Origin of the sequence: Vibrio porteresiae DSM 19223 (genome assembly GCF_024347055.1) — a bacterium.
Classification (GTDB): Bacteria; Pseudomonadota; Gammaproteobacteria; order Enterobacterales; family Vibrionaceae; genus Vibrio; species Vibrio porteresiae.
Genome location: NZ_AP024895.1, coordinates 1,580,344 through 1,593,766, shown reverse-complemented (window position 1 = coordinate 1,593,766; position 13,423 = coordinate 1,580,344). Strand labels below are relative to the sequence as shown.

At 47.6% G+C, this 13,423-nt stretch carries 12 protein-coding genes; 2 read left to right on the top strand and 10 right to left on the bottom strand.

Annotated elements, in window-relative coordinates:
• Nucleotides 1-123: 123 nt before the first annotated feature.
• Entirely contained in the window at nt 124-330 is a 207-nt protein-coding gene (nqrM, locus tag OCV11_RS07285; RefSeq protein WP_261895978.1) for a (Na+)-NQR maturation NqrM, read from the bottom strand.
• 163 nt (nt 331-493) lie between these two features.
• Nucleotides 494-1,696, bottom strand: a complete 1,203-nt coding sequence (locus OCV11_RS07280) for an MFS transporter (RefSeq protein ID WP_261895977.1) — start codon at nt 1,694-1,696, stop codon at nt 494-496.
• A gap of 170 nt (nt 1,697-1,866) precedes the next feature.
• On the opposite strand from OCV11_RS07280, the gene OCV11_RS07275 reads away from it, so the two are divergent.
• Nucleotides 1,867-2,754, top strand: coding sequence for a LysR family transcriptional regulator (locus OCV11_RS07275; RefSeq protein WP_261895976.1), 888 nt, complete (start codon nt 1,867-1,869; stop codon nt 2,752-2,754).
• A 98-nt stretch (nt 2,755-2,852) separates the two neighbouring features.
• Here the strand turns inward: OCV11_RS07275 and OCV11_RS07270 are convergent, their stop codons facing one another.
• From OCV11_RS07270 to OCV11_RS07235, 8 genes are all read right to left on the bottom strand, one after another.
• Entirely contained in the window at nt 2,853-3,395 is a 543-nt protein-coding gene (locus OCV11_RS07270; RefSeq protein ID WP_261895975.1) for a flavin reductase family protein, read from the bottom strand.
• Between the two features lie 232 nt (nt 3,396-3,627).
• On the bottom strand, nt 3,628-4,971 hold the full coding sequence (gene astB, locus OCV11_RS07265; protein WP_261895974.1) for an N-succinylarginine dihydrolase: 1,344 nt from the start codon (nt 4,969-4,971) through the stop codon (nt 3,628-3,630).
• 8 nt (nt 4,972-4,979) lie between these two features.
• Complete coding sequence (gene astD / locus OCV11_RS07260) at nt 4,980-6,467, bottom strand: succinylglutamate-semialdehyde dehydrogenase (RefSeq protein WP_261895973.1); 1,488 nt, start codon at nt 6,465-6,467, stop codon at nt 4,980-4,982.
• Nucleotides 6,468-6,470: 3 nt separating this feature from the next.
• Nucleotides 6,471-7,505: an arginine N-succinyltransferase gene (astA, locus tag OCV11_RS07255; protein WP_261895972.1), complete on the bottom strand. Its 1,035-nt coding sequence runs from the start codon at nt 7,503-7,505 to the stop codon at nt 6,471-6,473.
• A 21-nt stretch (nt 7,506-7,526) separates the two neighbouring features.
• Entirely contained in the window at nt 7,527-8,540 is a 1,014-nt protein-coding gene (locus OCV11_RS07250) for an arginine N-succinyltransferase (protein ID WP_261895971.1), read from the bottom strand.
• A 2-nt stretch (nt 8,541-8,542) separates the two neighbouring features.
• Nucleotides 8,543-9,760: a bifunctional succinylornithine transaminase/acetylornithine transaminase gene (locus tag OCV11_RS07245; RefSeq protein ID WP_261895970.1), complete on the bottom strand. Its 1,218-nt coding sequence runs from the start codon at nt 9,758-9,760 to the stop codon at nt 8,543-8,545.
• 204 nt (nt 9,761-9,964) lie between these two features.
• Complete coding sequence (locus OCV11_RS07240) at nt 9,965-10,903, bottom strand: GlxA family transcriptional regulator (RefSeq protein WP_261895969.1); 939 nt, start codon at nt 10,901-10,903, stop codon at nt 9,965-9,967.
• Between the two features lie 303 nt (nt 10,904-11,206).
• Entirely contained in the window at nt 11,207-11,554 is a 348-nt protein-coding gene (locus tag OCV11_RS07235; protein WP_261895968.1) for a putative quinol monooxygenase, read from the bottom strand.
• 263 nt (nt 11,555-11,817) lie between these two features.
• Here OCV11_RS07235 and OCV11_RS07230 point away from each other — a divergent pair, with 263 nt between their 5' ends.
• Nucleotides 11,818-13,374, top strand: coding sequence for an HD domain-containing phosphohydrolase (locus tag OCV11_RS07230; RefSeq protein ID WP_261895967.1), 1,557 nt, complete (start codon nt 11,818-11,820; stop codon nt 13,372-13,374).
• Nucleotides 13,375-13,423: the final 49 nt, after the last annotated feature.

Sequence of the window (13,423 nt, the reverse complement as noted above, 5' to 3'; positions counted from 1 at the left end):
AAGTGGAAAGAAAATCACAAATAATTTGATAAAAAAGTGATGAAGAGATAGATAGCGTAACGAAAATCCGCTTAAAGTGAGCCTCCTGTGAATCGGCAGGCCCACTCTCGCAGACAGAAACCGTTAAGAACGTTTGTTCTGTGAAGGCTCTTGGATTTGGTAAAGCTGGCTGTGATTTTCACAGGTGGTTTCACAGTTGCATTCGCGATCGATACCTATGGTCGACAAACCGCCACAACTCCCTTGGATTGATTTTCTCTTAAACATCACACCAATCGCCATCAACGCAATAACGGCCAAGAAAATACATAATGTCAAAACAAACGCCATGAGCTGCTCCTCGTTCATACCAAACCGTTTCCAAAAGTTTAGCACATGCTAACTTTGAAAAATTGCGGCGAGTTTATAGCATATGCCAATTACTTGCAATCTTGCTTAACGCTAAAAACACAAAAAGCCACTCAAAGTGGCTTTTTGTCGATTGGATTCATTATTACTGCGTCACATGAGAATGACCTTTGTTGTGCGCCCCAACCCATTGGTAAAGAAGGACACAAACGATGCAAAGTGCGAGTGCCATGCGGGTTGCACCGAGGACACCTTGCCAACCCATGCTTTGATAGAAAGGTTCCAGGAAGAACACGCCGATACTGGCGCCTGAGTAGTAGAACAAACTGTACAGAGCTTGCGCGCTGCCTTTGTTCTCTTTGGCTTTACGGCCAACCAAGGTGCTGGCATTGGCATGGCAGAAGAAGAATCCGAACGCCACTAACACCATACCGATGATCATCATGAACATGCTCCCCCAGCTCATGAGGAAGTTGGCGAGAAGCATCACACCGATACCAACGGCAATCCCCATAATTTGGCTGTGTTTTTTCGCAAATTTACCAGCCAAAGTCGAACTGGTTGTGCCACCTAACATGGTCAAGAACATCATACTGCGGATATCACTAGGCAAATGGTATGGGTAGTCGCTAAGCACCATCATTAAGTAGTTAGACAAGTTAACGAACGTACCGAAAGCGAGCCCAATCAACAAATAAATGAGCAGTAGCTGTGGACGTTTTAAGTGCTGACCGAACGCTTTAATAGAACGACCAATTCTTAAAGGTTTCGGTTTGAAATGGCGCTGCTCTGGCAGTAGATAGTAAACAAAACCCAACAGAACTGCGGTTAAACCCGCAATCACTAGGCCACCATTTTGCCAACCGCCAAGATATTCTGAGCTAAAGCCGCCGAGCAAACGGCTACATAAGCCACCTAACGTATTGGAAGCAATGTAAAAACCCACCGCTCCAGCCAACCAACTTTTACGCAGTTCTTCACCCAACAAAGGCACGGCTAAGGCAGGACAAACCGCCAAAAACATCCCTTGGAGAAAGCGCAGCGAGATAAACACACTGTAGTTATCGACCAAAGGCAAAATCAACGAGATAAACACACCAATGGCTGAGCCTGCCAGCATGATCTTGCAACGCCCAACAGCATCCGACCAACTGGCAAAAATCACTAAACCCAGCCCCATCCCCAACAAAGGAGCAGACATAGCAAAGTTAGCCGCTAAAGACGTGATATTAAAATCCTGTTGTAAAACAGGCAGTAAAGGTTGTAACCAATAAATGTTTGCAAAAGTAATGACGGAAAAGAGGCAAACACAAATAACAAAGCGGCTGTAATGGGGAATATTTTTCACTGCTCTCGACTACATATATCAAAGGGTTAAAAGACTCGGGTTTAGAGCTGTAGAGTACGCCTGCGATATCAATAAATAAAATATGTTGTGTTTATCTGTTCCATAGATAAAATTTATGCCCATATTTTAATGTTTGACATCGTTCTCATTTTTGATAAGGACCGCTTGTTATGGAGTTAAGACAGCTTCGCCATTTTGTGACTGTCGTAGAACAGGGATCAATTTCCGCAGCAGCGCGCACGCTCAATTTGGCGCAACCAGCCATCAGCAGTAGCGTGAAAAAGCTTGAAGAAGAACTTAAGCTGCCACTGTTTAATCGTCGTGATCGCGGCATTGACTTGACCGTGGCGGGTCATGAGTTTTTGCCCCACGCACGCCAAATTTTAAATCAGGCGCACGACGCAAAATTAGCAATGCAAGCGATGGAAGGATTAGACCAAGGACAGGTGGACATTGCGGTTCCTGGCATGTTGGGTTCTTATTATTTCCCGCCCTTGTTAATGGCGTTTCGTCATCAATATCCGAACATCGATTTGAATATTTTGGATACCGGTACGCGCAACATTCGTCGTTTGCTGCTTGATGGTGAGGTGGAATTGGGCGTCGTTGCCACTAAAGACTTAACGCCAGAGCTGGAAGCTAGCCCATTGATTCGTGAGAAAATGGTGGTGTGTATGTCGGTTGATCACCCTCTAGCGGACAAAGATGTGATCAGCTATGAGGATTTTCTTTCCCACGATTTGGCCTTGCTGCGTAAAGGTTACTACCACCACATTCTGCTCGACAAAATCAGCCGCCAAGTCAATATCAAGCCTCGTATAGCATTTACTAGTAACCTGTTGCCGCTGATTAAATCGGTAATTCGTCGCGGCTATGCGATTTCGCCCATGTGGCAAGTTGCTATCCAAAGCGACGACGAAATAATTACGCGCCCTTTCGCCGAAGCGTTTGAAGTGGACGTGAGTTTGGCGTGGCGCAAAGACAGTTACCTCTCGCGCGCCAATCAAGCGTTTCGTGATTTTGTGTTAGCGGAAGTGGCAGAGTCGAACTTAAGTTAGTTCGATTGCTACCTCACCTTGTGAAGCAGCACCTTGTAACACTTAGCCTTAAAACCCTAGCCTTGTACAACATGGCTAGGTGATTCACCAGCGGGCATTTACCATCCTTGCGGCAGTTTCGATGCCATGGCTTCGCGGCGATCCAATTTGGCACCATCAGCAATGAAGGTGCCATCGCCAACGGCGTGTAACATTTGGCGCTGTGTAAAATCATCAGCTGTGTAAGCCGCTAACCCTTCCAGTACGATGATGTGGTGCTCTTCGATAATATCTACCACTTTGCATTCGATGTTTGCCATACATTCGGCAATCAAAGGGGCTTTAACATACTGACCCGGCAGTTGAGTTAAGCCAAATTTAGCGAATTTATCTGTATCGCGACCACTGCAAGTACCGACGCCAACCACCAAATCAATTTGCTCGGCACTGGGAATGGCGATAGTGCACTCTCTGGTTTGTTCCAACGCAGTATAAGAGCAGTTCCAAGCGCCTGTGGTTAAGGCAAAGCGAGGCTCAAAACTCATCACCATACTCCACGAGATGGTCATGATATTGGCAAAATTCCCATCATGAGTGGTGACAAAAACCACTGGGCCTGGCTCAAGCAAGGTGAAACTGGTGTGATTAGGGATAATGTTCATGAGAGCAACCTCGCCTTGACCAAGAACCATTTAGTACCTGATAACAAAGACAAATAAAGATAAAGACTGACTAAGCTCTATAATAAATAAACCGAGCGCTAAGAACAACGCGAACATTATGCGAGGCGATGGTGCAAGAGAACGTGAGGAGCTTCATTATCAAAGCTCCTCATAATGACAAATAAAAAAATAACGGCAGGTTAAGCGCTATAAAATGCTACGTTGCTAGCGCTCAAACTAACTGAAATGGATAGATAGAGCCAAGTTGCATGATTTGAGTCAGCTCATCTAACGCAGTACGACACTCCACCAACAACGCCGGATCAGCAAGATCGTGCTCAGAGAGGCGATCGCGATAATGTTTGTTCACCCACCCGACTAACTGTTGATATTGGCGATCGTTCATCAACGCGTGAGGATTCACCGAATCGAGTTCACGCTGCTGCAAAGCGACGCGTAATCGCAGACACGCAGGGCCGCCACCGTTACGCATGCTTTCACGCAAATCAAATACTTTAACTTCGTTAATCACGCCGCTGGTTACCACCAACTCTTGTAAATACCGCCACACGCCTTGATGTTCACGCGCTTCACTTGGCACCACCAGCATCATTTTTCCATCGGCCTTCGTCAGTAACTGGCTGTTAAACAAGTAGGTTTGTACCGCATCGCTGACCGAAACTTGATCCCGTGGTACTTCAATAGGCTGAAATTCGCATTCCAACGTTGCCAGTTTACGGCGCAATTCATCAAACGCAGCCTCTTGCTGATAAAAGGCATCTTGATGATGGAAAAACACCGAGCCATTACTCACCGCAATCACATCGTTATGAAATACACCTTGATCGATCACGTCGGGATTTTGCTGCAAAAAGACGCTATTGTCCGGTGATAAACCATGTAAACGCGCAATCGCTTGGCTCGCTTCTAAGCTGTGCCGCGCAGGAAATTGGGTTGGCTTTGGCTCATCAGAAAAATAGTGCTGTCCATAGACAAACAGCTCCACGCCTTTAGCCCCATGATGATGGCTAAAACGGTTATGATTGGCCGCGCCTTCATCGCCTAATGATTCATGCATCGGCAACGCTGGATGATGAGCAAAGTAGTCAGGATCGGTAAAAATCGCTGCCAAAGCGCGACCCGTTTGCTGATGTTCGATACTGCGATGCAGCTTATTGTTCAGGTTAGCTGGCGTAAAATGCACCTTGCCATCTGCAGTATCTGCCGATGGCGAAACCGTCGCCGCATTCGCCACCCACATGGATGAAGCAGAGCTGGCATTCGCCAATAAACGCGGCGCTTGCTTGGCCGCTTGTTCAATCACTTGCTGATCAGTGCCACGAAAACCGAGTTGGCGCAATGTGGCAATACAAGGGCGCTCTTGTGGAGGCAAAATCCCCTGCTTAAAGCCCATGTCCGCCAAAGCTTTCATCTTGTCTAAACCTTGCAGCGCCGCCAGTTTCGGGTTAGCCACCACGTTTTTGTTATTGGTGGATGCAACGTTACCGTAAGAGAGCCCTGCATAGTTATGGGTAGGACCGACTAGACCATCAAAGTTAACTTCGTATGCTGACATAGTGACTCCTACTTAGTGTGTGAAAAATCTAAACCCGGCGAGACCGTTTCCGGCATGCTTACGGTGTCGGTTTCCAGTGATGCCACCGGCCATGAACAGTAATCCGCCGCATAATAAGCACTTGGGCGATGGTTACCGGATGCGCCTGGGCCACCAAAAGGCGCGTTACTCGCCGCGCCCGTTAACGGTTTATTCCAGTTAATAATCCCGGCACGCACATCAATTAGAAACTGCTCGTAAAAGTTGCGGTCGGTTGAAACCAACCCAGCCGACAGACCAAAGCGAGTGTTATTGGCGATTTCTATAGCTTGCTCACGCCCTTGATAACGCGTAATGGTCAGTAACGGACCAAAATACTCTTCATCTGGCAGAGATTTCGCATCCGTGACATCTAAAATGGCGGGAGATAACAAACCAGTGTTGGGCACCAACTGCGTCATGGTGAGCAGAGATTTAGCGCCTTTTTCAATTAACATCGCTTGCGCATTGAGCAGCTGCTGCGCTGCTTTTGCTGAAATCACTGGCCCCATAAAAGGCTCGACTTCATCGGTCCAAGCGCCGACTCGAATCTGCTTGGTCACCTCAACCAAACGTGCAATCAAGCGATCGCCTTGCTCGCCGTAAGGCACAAGCAGGCGGCGCGAACAGGTACAACGCTGCCCAGCACTGATAAACGCCGATTGAATGATCAAATTCACTACGGCATCCGTATCTTCATACGAATCAATCACTAATGGGTTATTACCACCCATTTCCAGCGCCAGAATTTTATCGGGACGAGACGCAAACTGCTCATGTAACACATAGCCCACATTGGCACTGCCTGTAAACAGCAGCCCATCAATGCCCGCGCTTTGCGCTAACGCTACGCCCGTCTCTTTTCCCCCTTGAACCAAGTTGATAACGCCTGCGGGTAGCCCCGCTTGTTCCCACAATTCAATGGTTTTTTGCGCGGTCATCGGGGTTAATTCGCTCGGCTTAAACACCACGGTATTACCCGCGATCAGCGCCGGTACAATGTGCCCATTGGGTAAGTGTCCTGGGAAATTATACGGGCCAAACACTGCCATCACCCCATGTGGGCGATGTCGTAACGAGGCGGTGCCGCCGGCCATTTCGGTCACTTTACTGCCCGTACGTTCATGGTAGGACTCAATTGAAATCGCCACTTTATTCGCCATGGCTTGCGCTTCGGTCAGCGCTTCCCACAAGGGTTTACCGGTCTCATTCGCAATGGTTTCACCAAGCATCTGTTTATGTTCAGTGACCAATTGGGCAAAACGTTTTACTAGCTCAACTCGCTGCTCTAAAGAGGTTCTAGCCCAGCTTTTAAATGCGGTGAGCGCTGCGCTTACCGCCTGTTCCACACTGGCATCAGAACTTGCAAAACCTTGCCAAAGCAGCTCGCCATTGGCCGGATTGACTTTATCAAACGCGCTCTCACCAGCGCTGCGCCATTGACCTTGAATAAAGAGATTGGGTTGTAATGTTTTCATCTTTTATACCTCTGGCTGTTTGGCAAACAAGGAGGCGATACGCACCTCACTTCCTGCGGTCACTTGCAATGCGTCGCACTCAGCTGGCGTGAGATAGATGTACTCATCGTCAGGCAGCGAATGAATTAACGTGGTACGAAACTGTTGGTATTCGGTGTTGCTGACCAAATAGGGTTGCGGCGCTGAAATAGGATTGTCGCTCACCACTACTTTGCGTATTTGGCTCTGCTTCACGATGCGCAAATCTTCCACATACGCTTCAAGAGTTGGGCCCGCATCAAAGATATCGACATAATTGGCGTAACGAAAACCTTCACTTTCCAGAATCTTACGCGCTGGTACGGTGCAAGGGTGCACTTGACCAATCACTTCACGTGCCGCTGGAGTGAGAAAATCGACATAGAGCGGGTGCTTTGGCATCAGTTCGGCGATAAACGCCTTTTGCCCAATGCCGGTTAAATAGTCTGCCTGACTAAAATCGATGGAGAAAAAGTGCCGTCCGAGGGATTCCCAAAACGGCGATTCGCCATTTTCATCACTCACGCCGCGCATTTCAGCAAACACTTTGTCGCCAAATTCTTCACGAAAGTTAGCAATAAACATCATGCGACTTTTCGACAGCAGGTGACCATTTTTGCTGTGACGGTAATCAGCGTTCAAAAACAGCGTACACAATTCACTGTGACCGGTGTGGTCGTTACTCAAAAACAGCGTTGGCATTTGAGTATAGACATTGAGTTCTTTGGAGGCGTGCACCAAAGTGCCAAGACGAAATGAATACCAAGGCTCGTTTAACCCCACTGCGACTTCAATGCCGCTTACTCCAACCACCTCTTTGGTGTCGCTATCTTCCAACACAAACAGATAGCCTTGCTCTGGCAATGGAGCGGTTTTATGCCATGTATTGAGCGTGCGTTCTAAACGACTGATAAGACGTGCTTCGTCTTCCGGTAATGACGTAAAGCCCACGCCAGCTTGGCTGGCTAACTTTAGTAATGCGTCCTTATCATCCCAAGTGACTGGGCGAATAATCATCATGATAAAATCCTTTTCTTACAGCTAAAGCGCGATATGCCAGACCTTGAGCTTACTCTTAAGCCCGACTTGTTTGGCAACCGCACTCTCTAATTTGAGCTTGTCGCCTTTCACCTGACAAGGCGCGATAAAGGCTACAAAGCCGTTATCGGTGTTAAATCCAATTAAATGTAATTCAGCATCGGCTGGCACAGCACCCAGAGACAAGGTAGCTTGGCGATGCTCTTGCCATACGCTTAACGTTGAGCGCGTGGCACTTAAAATTGGCCCGCCATCAAAAATCTCGACGTATTTATCGGGTTCAAACCCTTGCCCACTGAGCAAATTGCACTGCAGTTCGGCCTTGGGGTTGACCATACCAATCGCCAGTTGCGCTTCTTCATGAAACAGCGGCACATACAATGGGTAATGTGGCATCAATTCCGCAATGAACGTGCCCTCTTTGGTGCTGTTGAGGAACTCCACCTCATCGTAATCTAAGCCAACAAACTTGCGCCCCACATGCTCCCAAAATGGCGCGCGCCCTTTCTCATCACACAGTCCAGGAAGCACTGCCATCCATTCGTTGGTAAAACGCTGCTGCTCAACACTCATATAGAGTAAGCGACCCAAGGTTATCAGTGCGGGATAGAGCGTTTTTAGTAACGACTCCACCACGTAAAAACTGCACAGATTAGAGTGATCGCTTAAGTCGTGAGTTAAAGAGAGTGCATGAACGCGCGAATGCACATTGAGTTCGCGAGATGAGTGAATCAGCATGTCATTTCGAAACGCATAGAAAGGCGTTCGATAGCCAGATAACGCGTTGATTGCACCTGTGCCAACCACTTGCCCAGTTAAACTCTCTTCCAAAACAAAGAAATAGCTTTCTTCACCGGGCGTTACGACATCCTGCGCAAAAGAGGCCACAGAGCGTTCGATTTTACGGACCAAACTCTCTTTTTTATCGGGCAATGTGGACACCATAGTGCCACTCTCTTTTGCTAAACGTTCTAGCTGACTTAAATCACTTAAACGCGCAGGACGCAGTATGATCATGTTTACTTCCTTGATTGGTAATCCTTTAAGGCTTGCTCAAACCGAGCCAAGCCCGTTTCCAGCTCTTGCTGGCTAATGTTCAGTGCTGGGGTAAAACGAATCACGTTTGGCCCTGCGATTAAGGTCATCACGCCATGCTCGGCACACAAAGTGCTGATGGCTTTGGCTTGACCTGCGTATTCTTCGGTCAATTGGCAACCGATCAGAAGTCCTGCGCTGCGGATTTCCACAAACATCCCCAGGCGACGATTGATGTTTTCCAATGTTTCGACAAAGGTTGCCTGTTTTGCACGTACATTGGCAAGAAATTCTTGTGAATCAATGATATTTAACGACGCATTAGCAACCGCACACGCCAGCGGGTTACCGCCGTAAGTGGTGCCATGAGAACCGACTGACAGAGCGCTGGCAAATTTGTCTGTCGTTAAAATGCCGCCAATCGGGAAACCGCCACCAAGGGCTTTTGCCGTTGACAGCATATCCGGAGTGACACCGTAACTCTGATAAGCGTACAGATACCCAGTACGACCAACACCAGTTTGCACTTCATCAAAAATCAGCACCGCATTATGCTTATCGCACAGCGCGCGCAAGCCACGCAAAAACTCAGCAGTAGCAGGAACCACGCCGCCCTCGCCTTGAATGGGCTCGACAATCACTGCGCAAGTGTTGTCAGAAATCGCCGCTTCAACCGCCGCCAAATCGTTAAATGGCAAATGCGTAATGGCGCCTGGTAATGGGGCAAAATCTTTTGAGTAGTTAGGCTGTCCGCCGGTCGAAACGGTAAACAGAGTGCGCCCATGAAAGGCATTGTTAAACGCGATGATCTCAGTTTTCTCTGCTGAGAAATGCTGACGTGCGTAACGGCGCGCTAATTTCAGTGCCGCTTCGTTCGCTTCTGCCCCGGAGTTACAGAAAAACACTTTGTCGGCAAAAGTCGATTCAACAAGGTGTTTGGCTAGATTGAGCACCGGTTCATTAGTGTAACCGTTACCGGTATGCCAGAGCTTATCTGATTGCTCAATCAGCGCTTCGCGCAAAGCAGGGTTGGCATGACCTAGGGCATTTACCGCAATACCGCCGACAAAGTCGATGTATTCTTTGCCATTTTGGTCATACAAAGTGGAACCTTGTGCCTTCACCGGAATAAACGGAGCCGGTGAATACATGGGGATCATATATTGGTCAAAATCGTTCCTTGAGGGAATGGACTGCTTCATCTTCGTGCCTCTGATTTATCAATGTTCCCTATACGCTACCTTGTAAACCGTTCAGAGCATTTCAAAAATACGACGCCAATTTATAGATTCGGACGCTTTTTTCCATTTTAGGCTAACTATGATTTTCTACGTAGAATAACTATGTATTCAAATCGGTGCCTTGCCTATGAGCGAATACATTCTCGCTGAAACCGCATCTTGAGGTTACTTAAGTATATTAAGCTTACGACTGCGCTCTTCACGGGGTGTGATTTGATAAAAGGCTTTATAGGATGAGGAAAAATGCGGCCCACTGGAAAACCCGCAACTCAAACCAATTTGCACAATCGACATGTTGGTAGTGAGCAGCAGCTTTTTGGCTTTAGCGAGACGCAAGCCAAGGTAATGTTTGGCAGGCATGGTATTGAGATATTGCTTAAACAGCCGCTCAAGTTGGCGCCGTGAGATGTGCACTAAATCGGCGATATCGTCGGTTGAAAGCGGCTCTTCAAGGTTTTGCTCCATCAATTCCAGTGCCATGGTTAAACGTGGCTGAGTAGCGCCGCCAACCAAATGCCCGGGTAGACGCTGCTTTTCATCCTCACTGCGCATCCGATCAAGACACAGATAATCGCTTAGCTCGCGCAGATGCTCAGGGGATTGATAGCGACCAATCAGATGCAATACCGCATCAAGAGACGCCAGTTTACCCGCAGAGCTGATGAGCGTCGGCGATTGCTGAAACAGCTGATTTGCCACCGGCTGATTGGGAAACTGCAGCTTAAAATGATCGCTATCATGCCAATGCACCGCGAGCGGAACTTTGGAAGTAATTCCCATCGCAGCCAGCCAATAAACACCGCAATCCACCGCTAACACTTTGGTGCCCATGTACTTGATTTGATGTTTAAGAAAGGTCAGTTCCGGCGTGAGAGGCGCAGATTCCATAGGCGTATCGGCAACGAGCACCACCCAATCCCAAGGCTGTGCTTCCAATGCAGACTGTTCATCCTCACAGTGTTGAACCACATGCTCAAGATGAAACGTGGGTGCGGTCGCCAAACGGTTCGATAGCGTAAACGGCTCAAGCACCATTCCCAGAGCAAAGTGGGAACACCCTGCAGCAGAATAGACTAACACATTGATTGTTTTTGCTTTATCCATCAAACCGTACTTCTATCCGTGAGTACCACAGTGCCCTACTTCATTGCTGTAGCAAGCCACAAATCGACGCTAAGCATGACGAAGTAAACCGATTTAATCAATCTTTTGTATTAGTCGTACCGTCATAATCCACCAGTAAAATAGCCAATAAAGTGAACACAGCGAGGGGGAAAGTGCGAGCTAGCGACAAAAATAAGGCTTCGCACGCGAAGCCTTATTTTATTCAATCAACACCTAAAAACCGTGTTTAACGCCTAATTAAGCACCCCATAAAGTGGCACTTAAACACTCAATACGTACGTATTAAAAAACTGGCGCGTCGTAATCGTAGCCTTCATCGGTATACGCAGTGACTTGAGCATCAGCAACTAAGCCATTTTCGCTAGCCACTTGGGTATCAAAGAAGTGTTGGATCTGCTTACGACGGCCGTGCGCAGACCATGCATCAGCGCTGGCCCAAATCTCGTTAAACACAATCGGAAAATCATTGCGCGTGGCGCTTGGATGATCGATCTGACGAGTAACTCGGTATTGAATGCAGCCTTCTTCACGCAAAGCATCTGGTTCAAGTGCTTTAAGCACTTCAAACAGTTCTGCTTCTTTGCCTTCTTTTGGCTTAAATTGAGCGAATACGTAAACTCGAGCGGTCATGAATAATAATCCTCTTTGTTTTATGGAACTTGGCATCATATAAAAGCCGCTAGGTAATTGACAGAACAAATCAAAAGCCAATGCTGCTTAAGCCGATTTGCCAAGCAATTCAGCTCACTACACTCAGGATTTAAAGGGGTTAAGCAGTACAACAAAGAAACAAAACGCTTATTTATGGTGGGTCAATGGATTCTGCCGCATGAGCAAACTATATTTTAACCAGATGGACTTTGTTGTGATTAACTATTAGGTACGCTATTGCTATGCCAAACCCATTATTTGCAAAAAAAGCAACACCTTACCCTGCTGCGTCTCAAGCGAATGAAGGTAAGTTAGGCGAAGAACTTACGCCATGGAAAGTAGCATTGATTGACGATGAAGATGACGTGATCTCGGTTTCCGAGATGGTATTAAAACGCGTTCTGGTCGATAGTCGTCCATTGCTCTTTTTGAAAGCCCGTTCGGCAGAAGAAGCAAAACAGCTGTTTAAAGACCATTCCGATATCGCCCTCGCATTAGTTGATGTGGTGATGGAAAGCGATCACGCCGGATTGGATCTGGTGAAATGGATTCGCGAAAGCCATAAAAATACCTCAACCCGCTTGGTACTGCGTACCGGTCAACCGGGTGAAGCGCCGGAAGAGGATGTGATCCGCGATTACGATATCAACGATTACAAAAACAAAACCGAGCTAAATTCCACCCGCCTTAAAACCACCATTTACGCTGCCATTCGTGCTTATCGAGATATTCGAGAAGTAGAACAAGGCAGCAAAGGGCTGGAAGATGTGGTCAGTGCCACCACGCGGGTGTTGCAAGCCTCCAATTCTGAAGCATTTTGTCGCCAGGCATTGCGGGAAGTCAAAGAGCTGATTGGTCAGCAGACGGTATCGTTTTATCTGCACTATCAGTTACTTAATGCCTTGGGTAATCGCGAGCAAATCTTGCTTAGTTTTGACGGAGTGCAATACCAGATCGACACTGAACTGAAAGACGATATCTTCCCGGCAGCGATTCGCAAAACCGCTGACCAAGCGTTAATGCAAAAGCAAAACATCAGCGACAAAGGTTTTTTCTGTAATTTCACTCAGCTTTCCGACAGCAGTGAAAGCGCCACCACCATCACTTTTACTGCCCCAATTTCGCGATTAACCGAGCGACTACTGAATGTGATGCTCACTAAAATCTCGATTATTTTTGAGAACTTAACTCGGCGTGAAGACATTGAACGCACTCAACAAGAGTTGATGTACGTGTTAGGGGATGCCATTGAAATGCGCAGTAAAGAGACCGGAGCCCACGTGCGCCGCGTGTCCCTGATCTGTGAATTTCTCGCTCAGCGGCTTGGGTTAGAGGAGCACATTGTGCAGCTCATCAAACACGCTACCCCAATGCACGATATTGGTAAAATCGCCATTCCTGAAACCATCTTACATAAACCGGGCAAGCTTGATCCTGATGAGTGGGAGATCATGAAAACCCATGCTCAAGTCGGTTACGATTTGCTGTGTCATTCGAAACGTGCATTGCCACAAGTAGGTGCGAGCATCGCGCTCTATCACCATGAAAAATGGGATGGTTCCGGCTATCCATCAGGCTTAAAAGAGGAAGAGATTCCGATTGAAGGTCGGCTGATGGCGATAGCCGATGTCATTGATGCGCTCGCAGCGCGTCGCTCCTACAAAGAGCCGTGGCCTGCCGACCGCATTTTAAGCTTGCTGAAAGAAGAACGCGGGCGTCATTTCGACCCTGAAATTTGCGATCTTGCAATCACTCACTTTGATAACATCATGGCGCTGCGCGACATCTACCCTGATTAAACACAGTTTGTTTCATGGTTACACAGTGTGACGGTTAGATGTGTGCAAA

What these genes read in the sequence shown, in the direction of transcription:
- OCV11_RS07270 (WP_261895975.1), bottom strand. Translation starts at nt 3,395, where the DNA reads ATGAACATTATCCCTAATCACACCAGTTTCACCTTGCTTGAGCCAGGC.
- OCV11_RS07230 (WP_261895967.1), top strand. Translation starts at nt 11,818, where the DNA reads ATGCCAAACCCATTATTTGCAAAAAAAGCAACACCTTACCCTGCTGCG.
- OCV11_RS07240 (WP_261895969.1), bottom strand. Translation starts at nt 10,903, where the DNA reads ATGGATAAAGCAAAAACAATCAATGTGTTAGTCTATTCTGCTGCAGGG.
- astA (WP_261895972.1), bottom strand. Translation starts at nt 7,505, where the DNA reads ATGATGATTATTCGCCCAGTCACTTGGGATGATAAGGACGCATTACTA.
- astD (WP_261895973.1), bottom strand. Translation starts at nt 6,467, where the DNA reads ATGAAAACATTACAACCCAATCTCTTTATTCAAGGTCAATGGCGCAGC.
- astB (WP_261895974.1), bottom strand. Translation starts at nt 4,971, where the DNA reads ATGTCAGCATACGAAGTTAACTTTGATGGTCTAGTCGGTCCTACCCAT.
- OCV11_RS07275 (WP_261895976.1), top strand. Translation starts at nt 1,867, where the DNA reads ATGGAGTTAAGACAGCTTCGCCATTTTGTGACTGTCGTAGAACAGGGA.
- OCV11_RS07250 (WP_261895971.1), bottom strand. Translation starts at nt 8,540, where the DNA reads ATGATCATACTGCGTCCTGCGCGTTTAAGTGATTTAAGTCAGCTAGAA.
- OCV11_RS07245 (WP_261895970.1), bottom strand. Translation starts at nt 9,760, where the DNA reads ATGAAGCAGTCCATTCCCTCAAGGAACGATTTTGACCAATATATGATC.
- OCV11_RS07235 (WP_261895968.1), bottom strand. Translation starts at nt 11,554, where the DNA reads ATGACCGCTCGAGTTTACGTATTCGCTCAATTTAAGCCAAAAGAAGGC.
- nqrM (WP_261895978.1), bottom strand. Translation starts at nt 330, where the DNA reads ATGGCGTTTGTTTTGACATTATGTATTTTCTTGGCCGTTATTGCGTTG.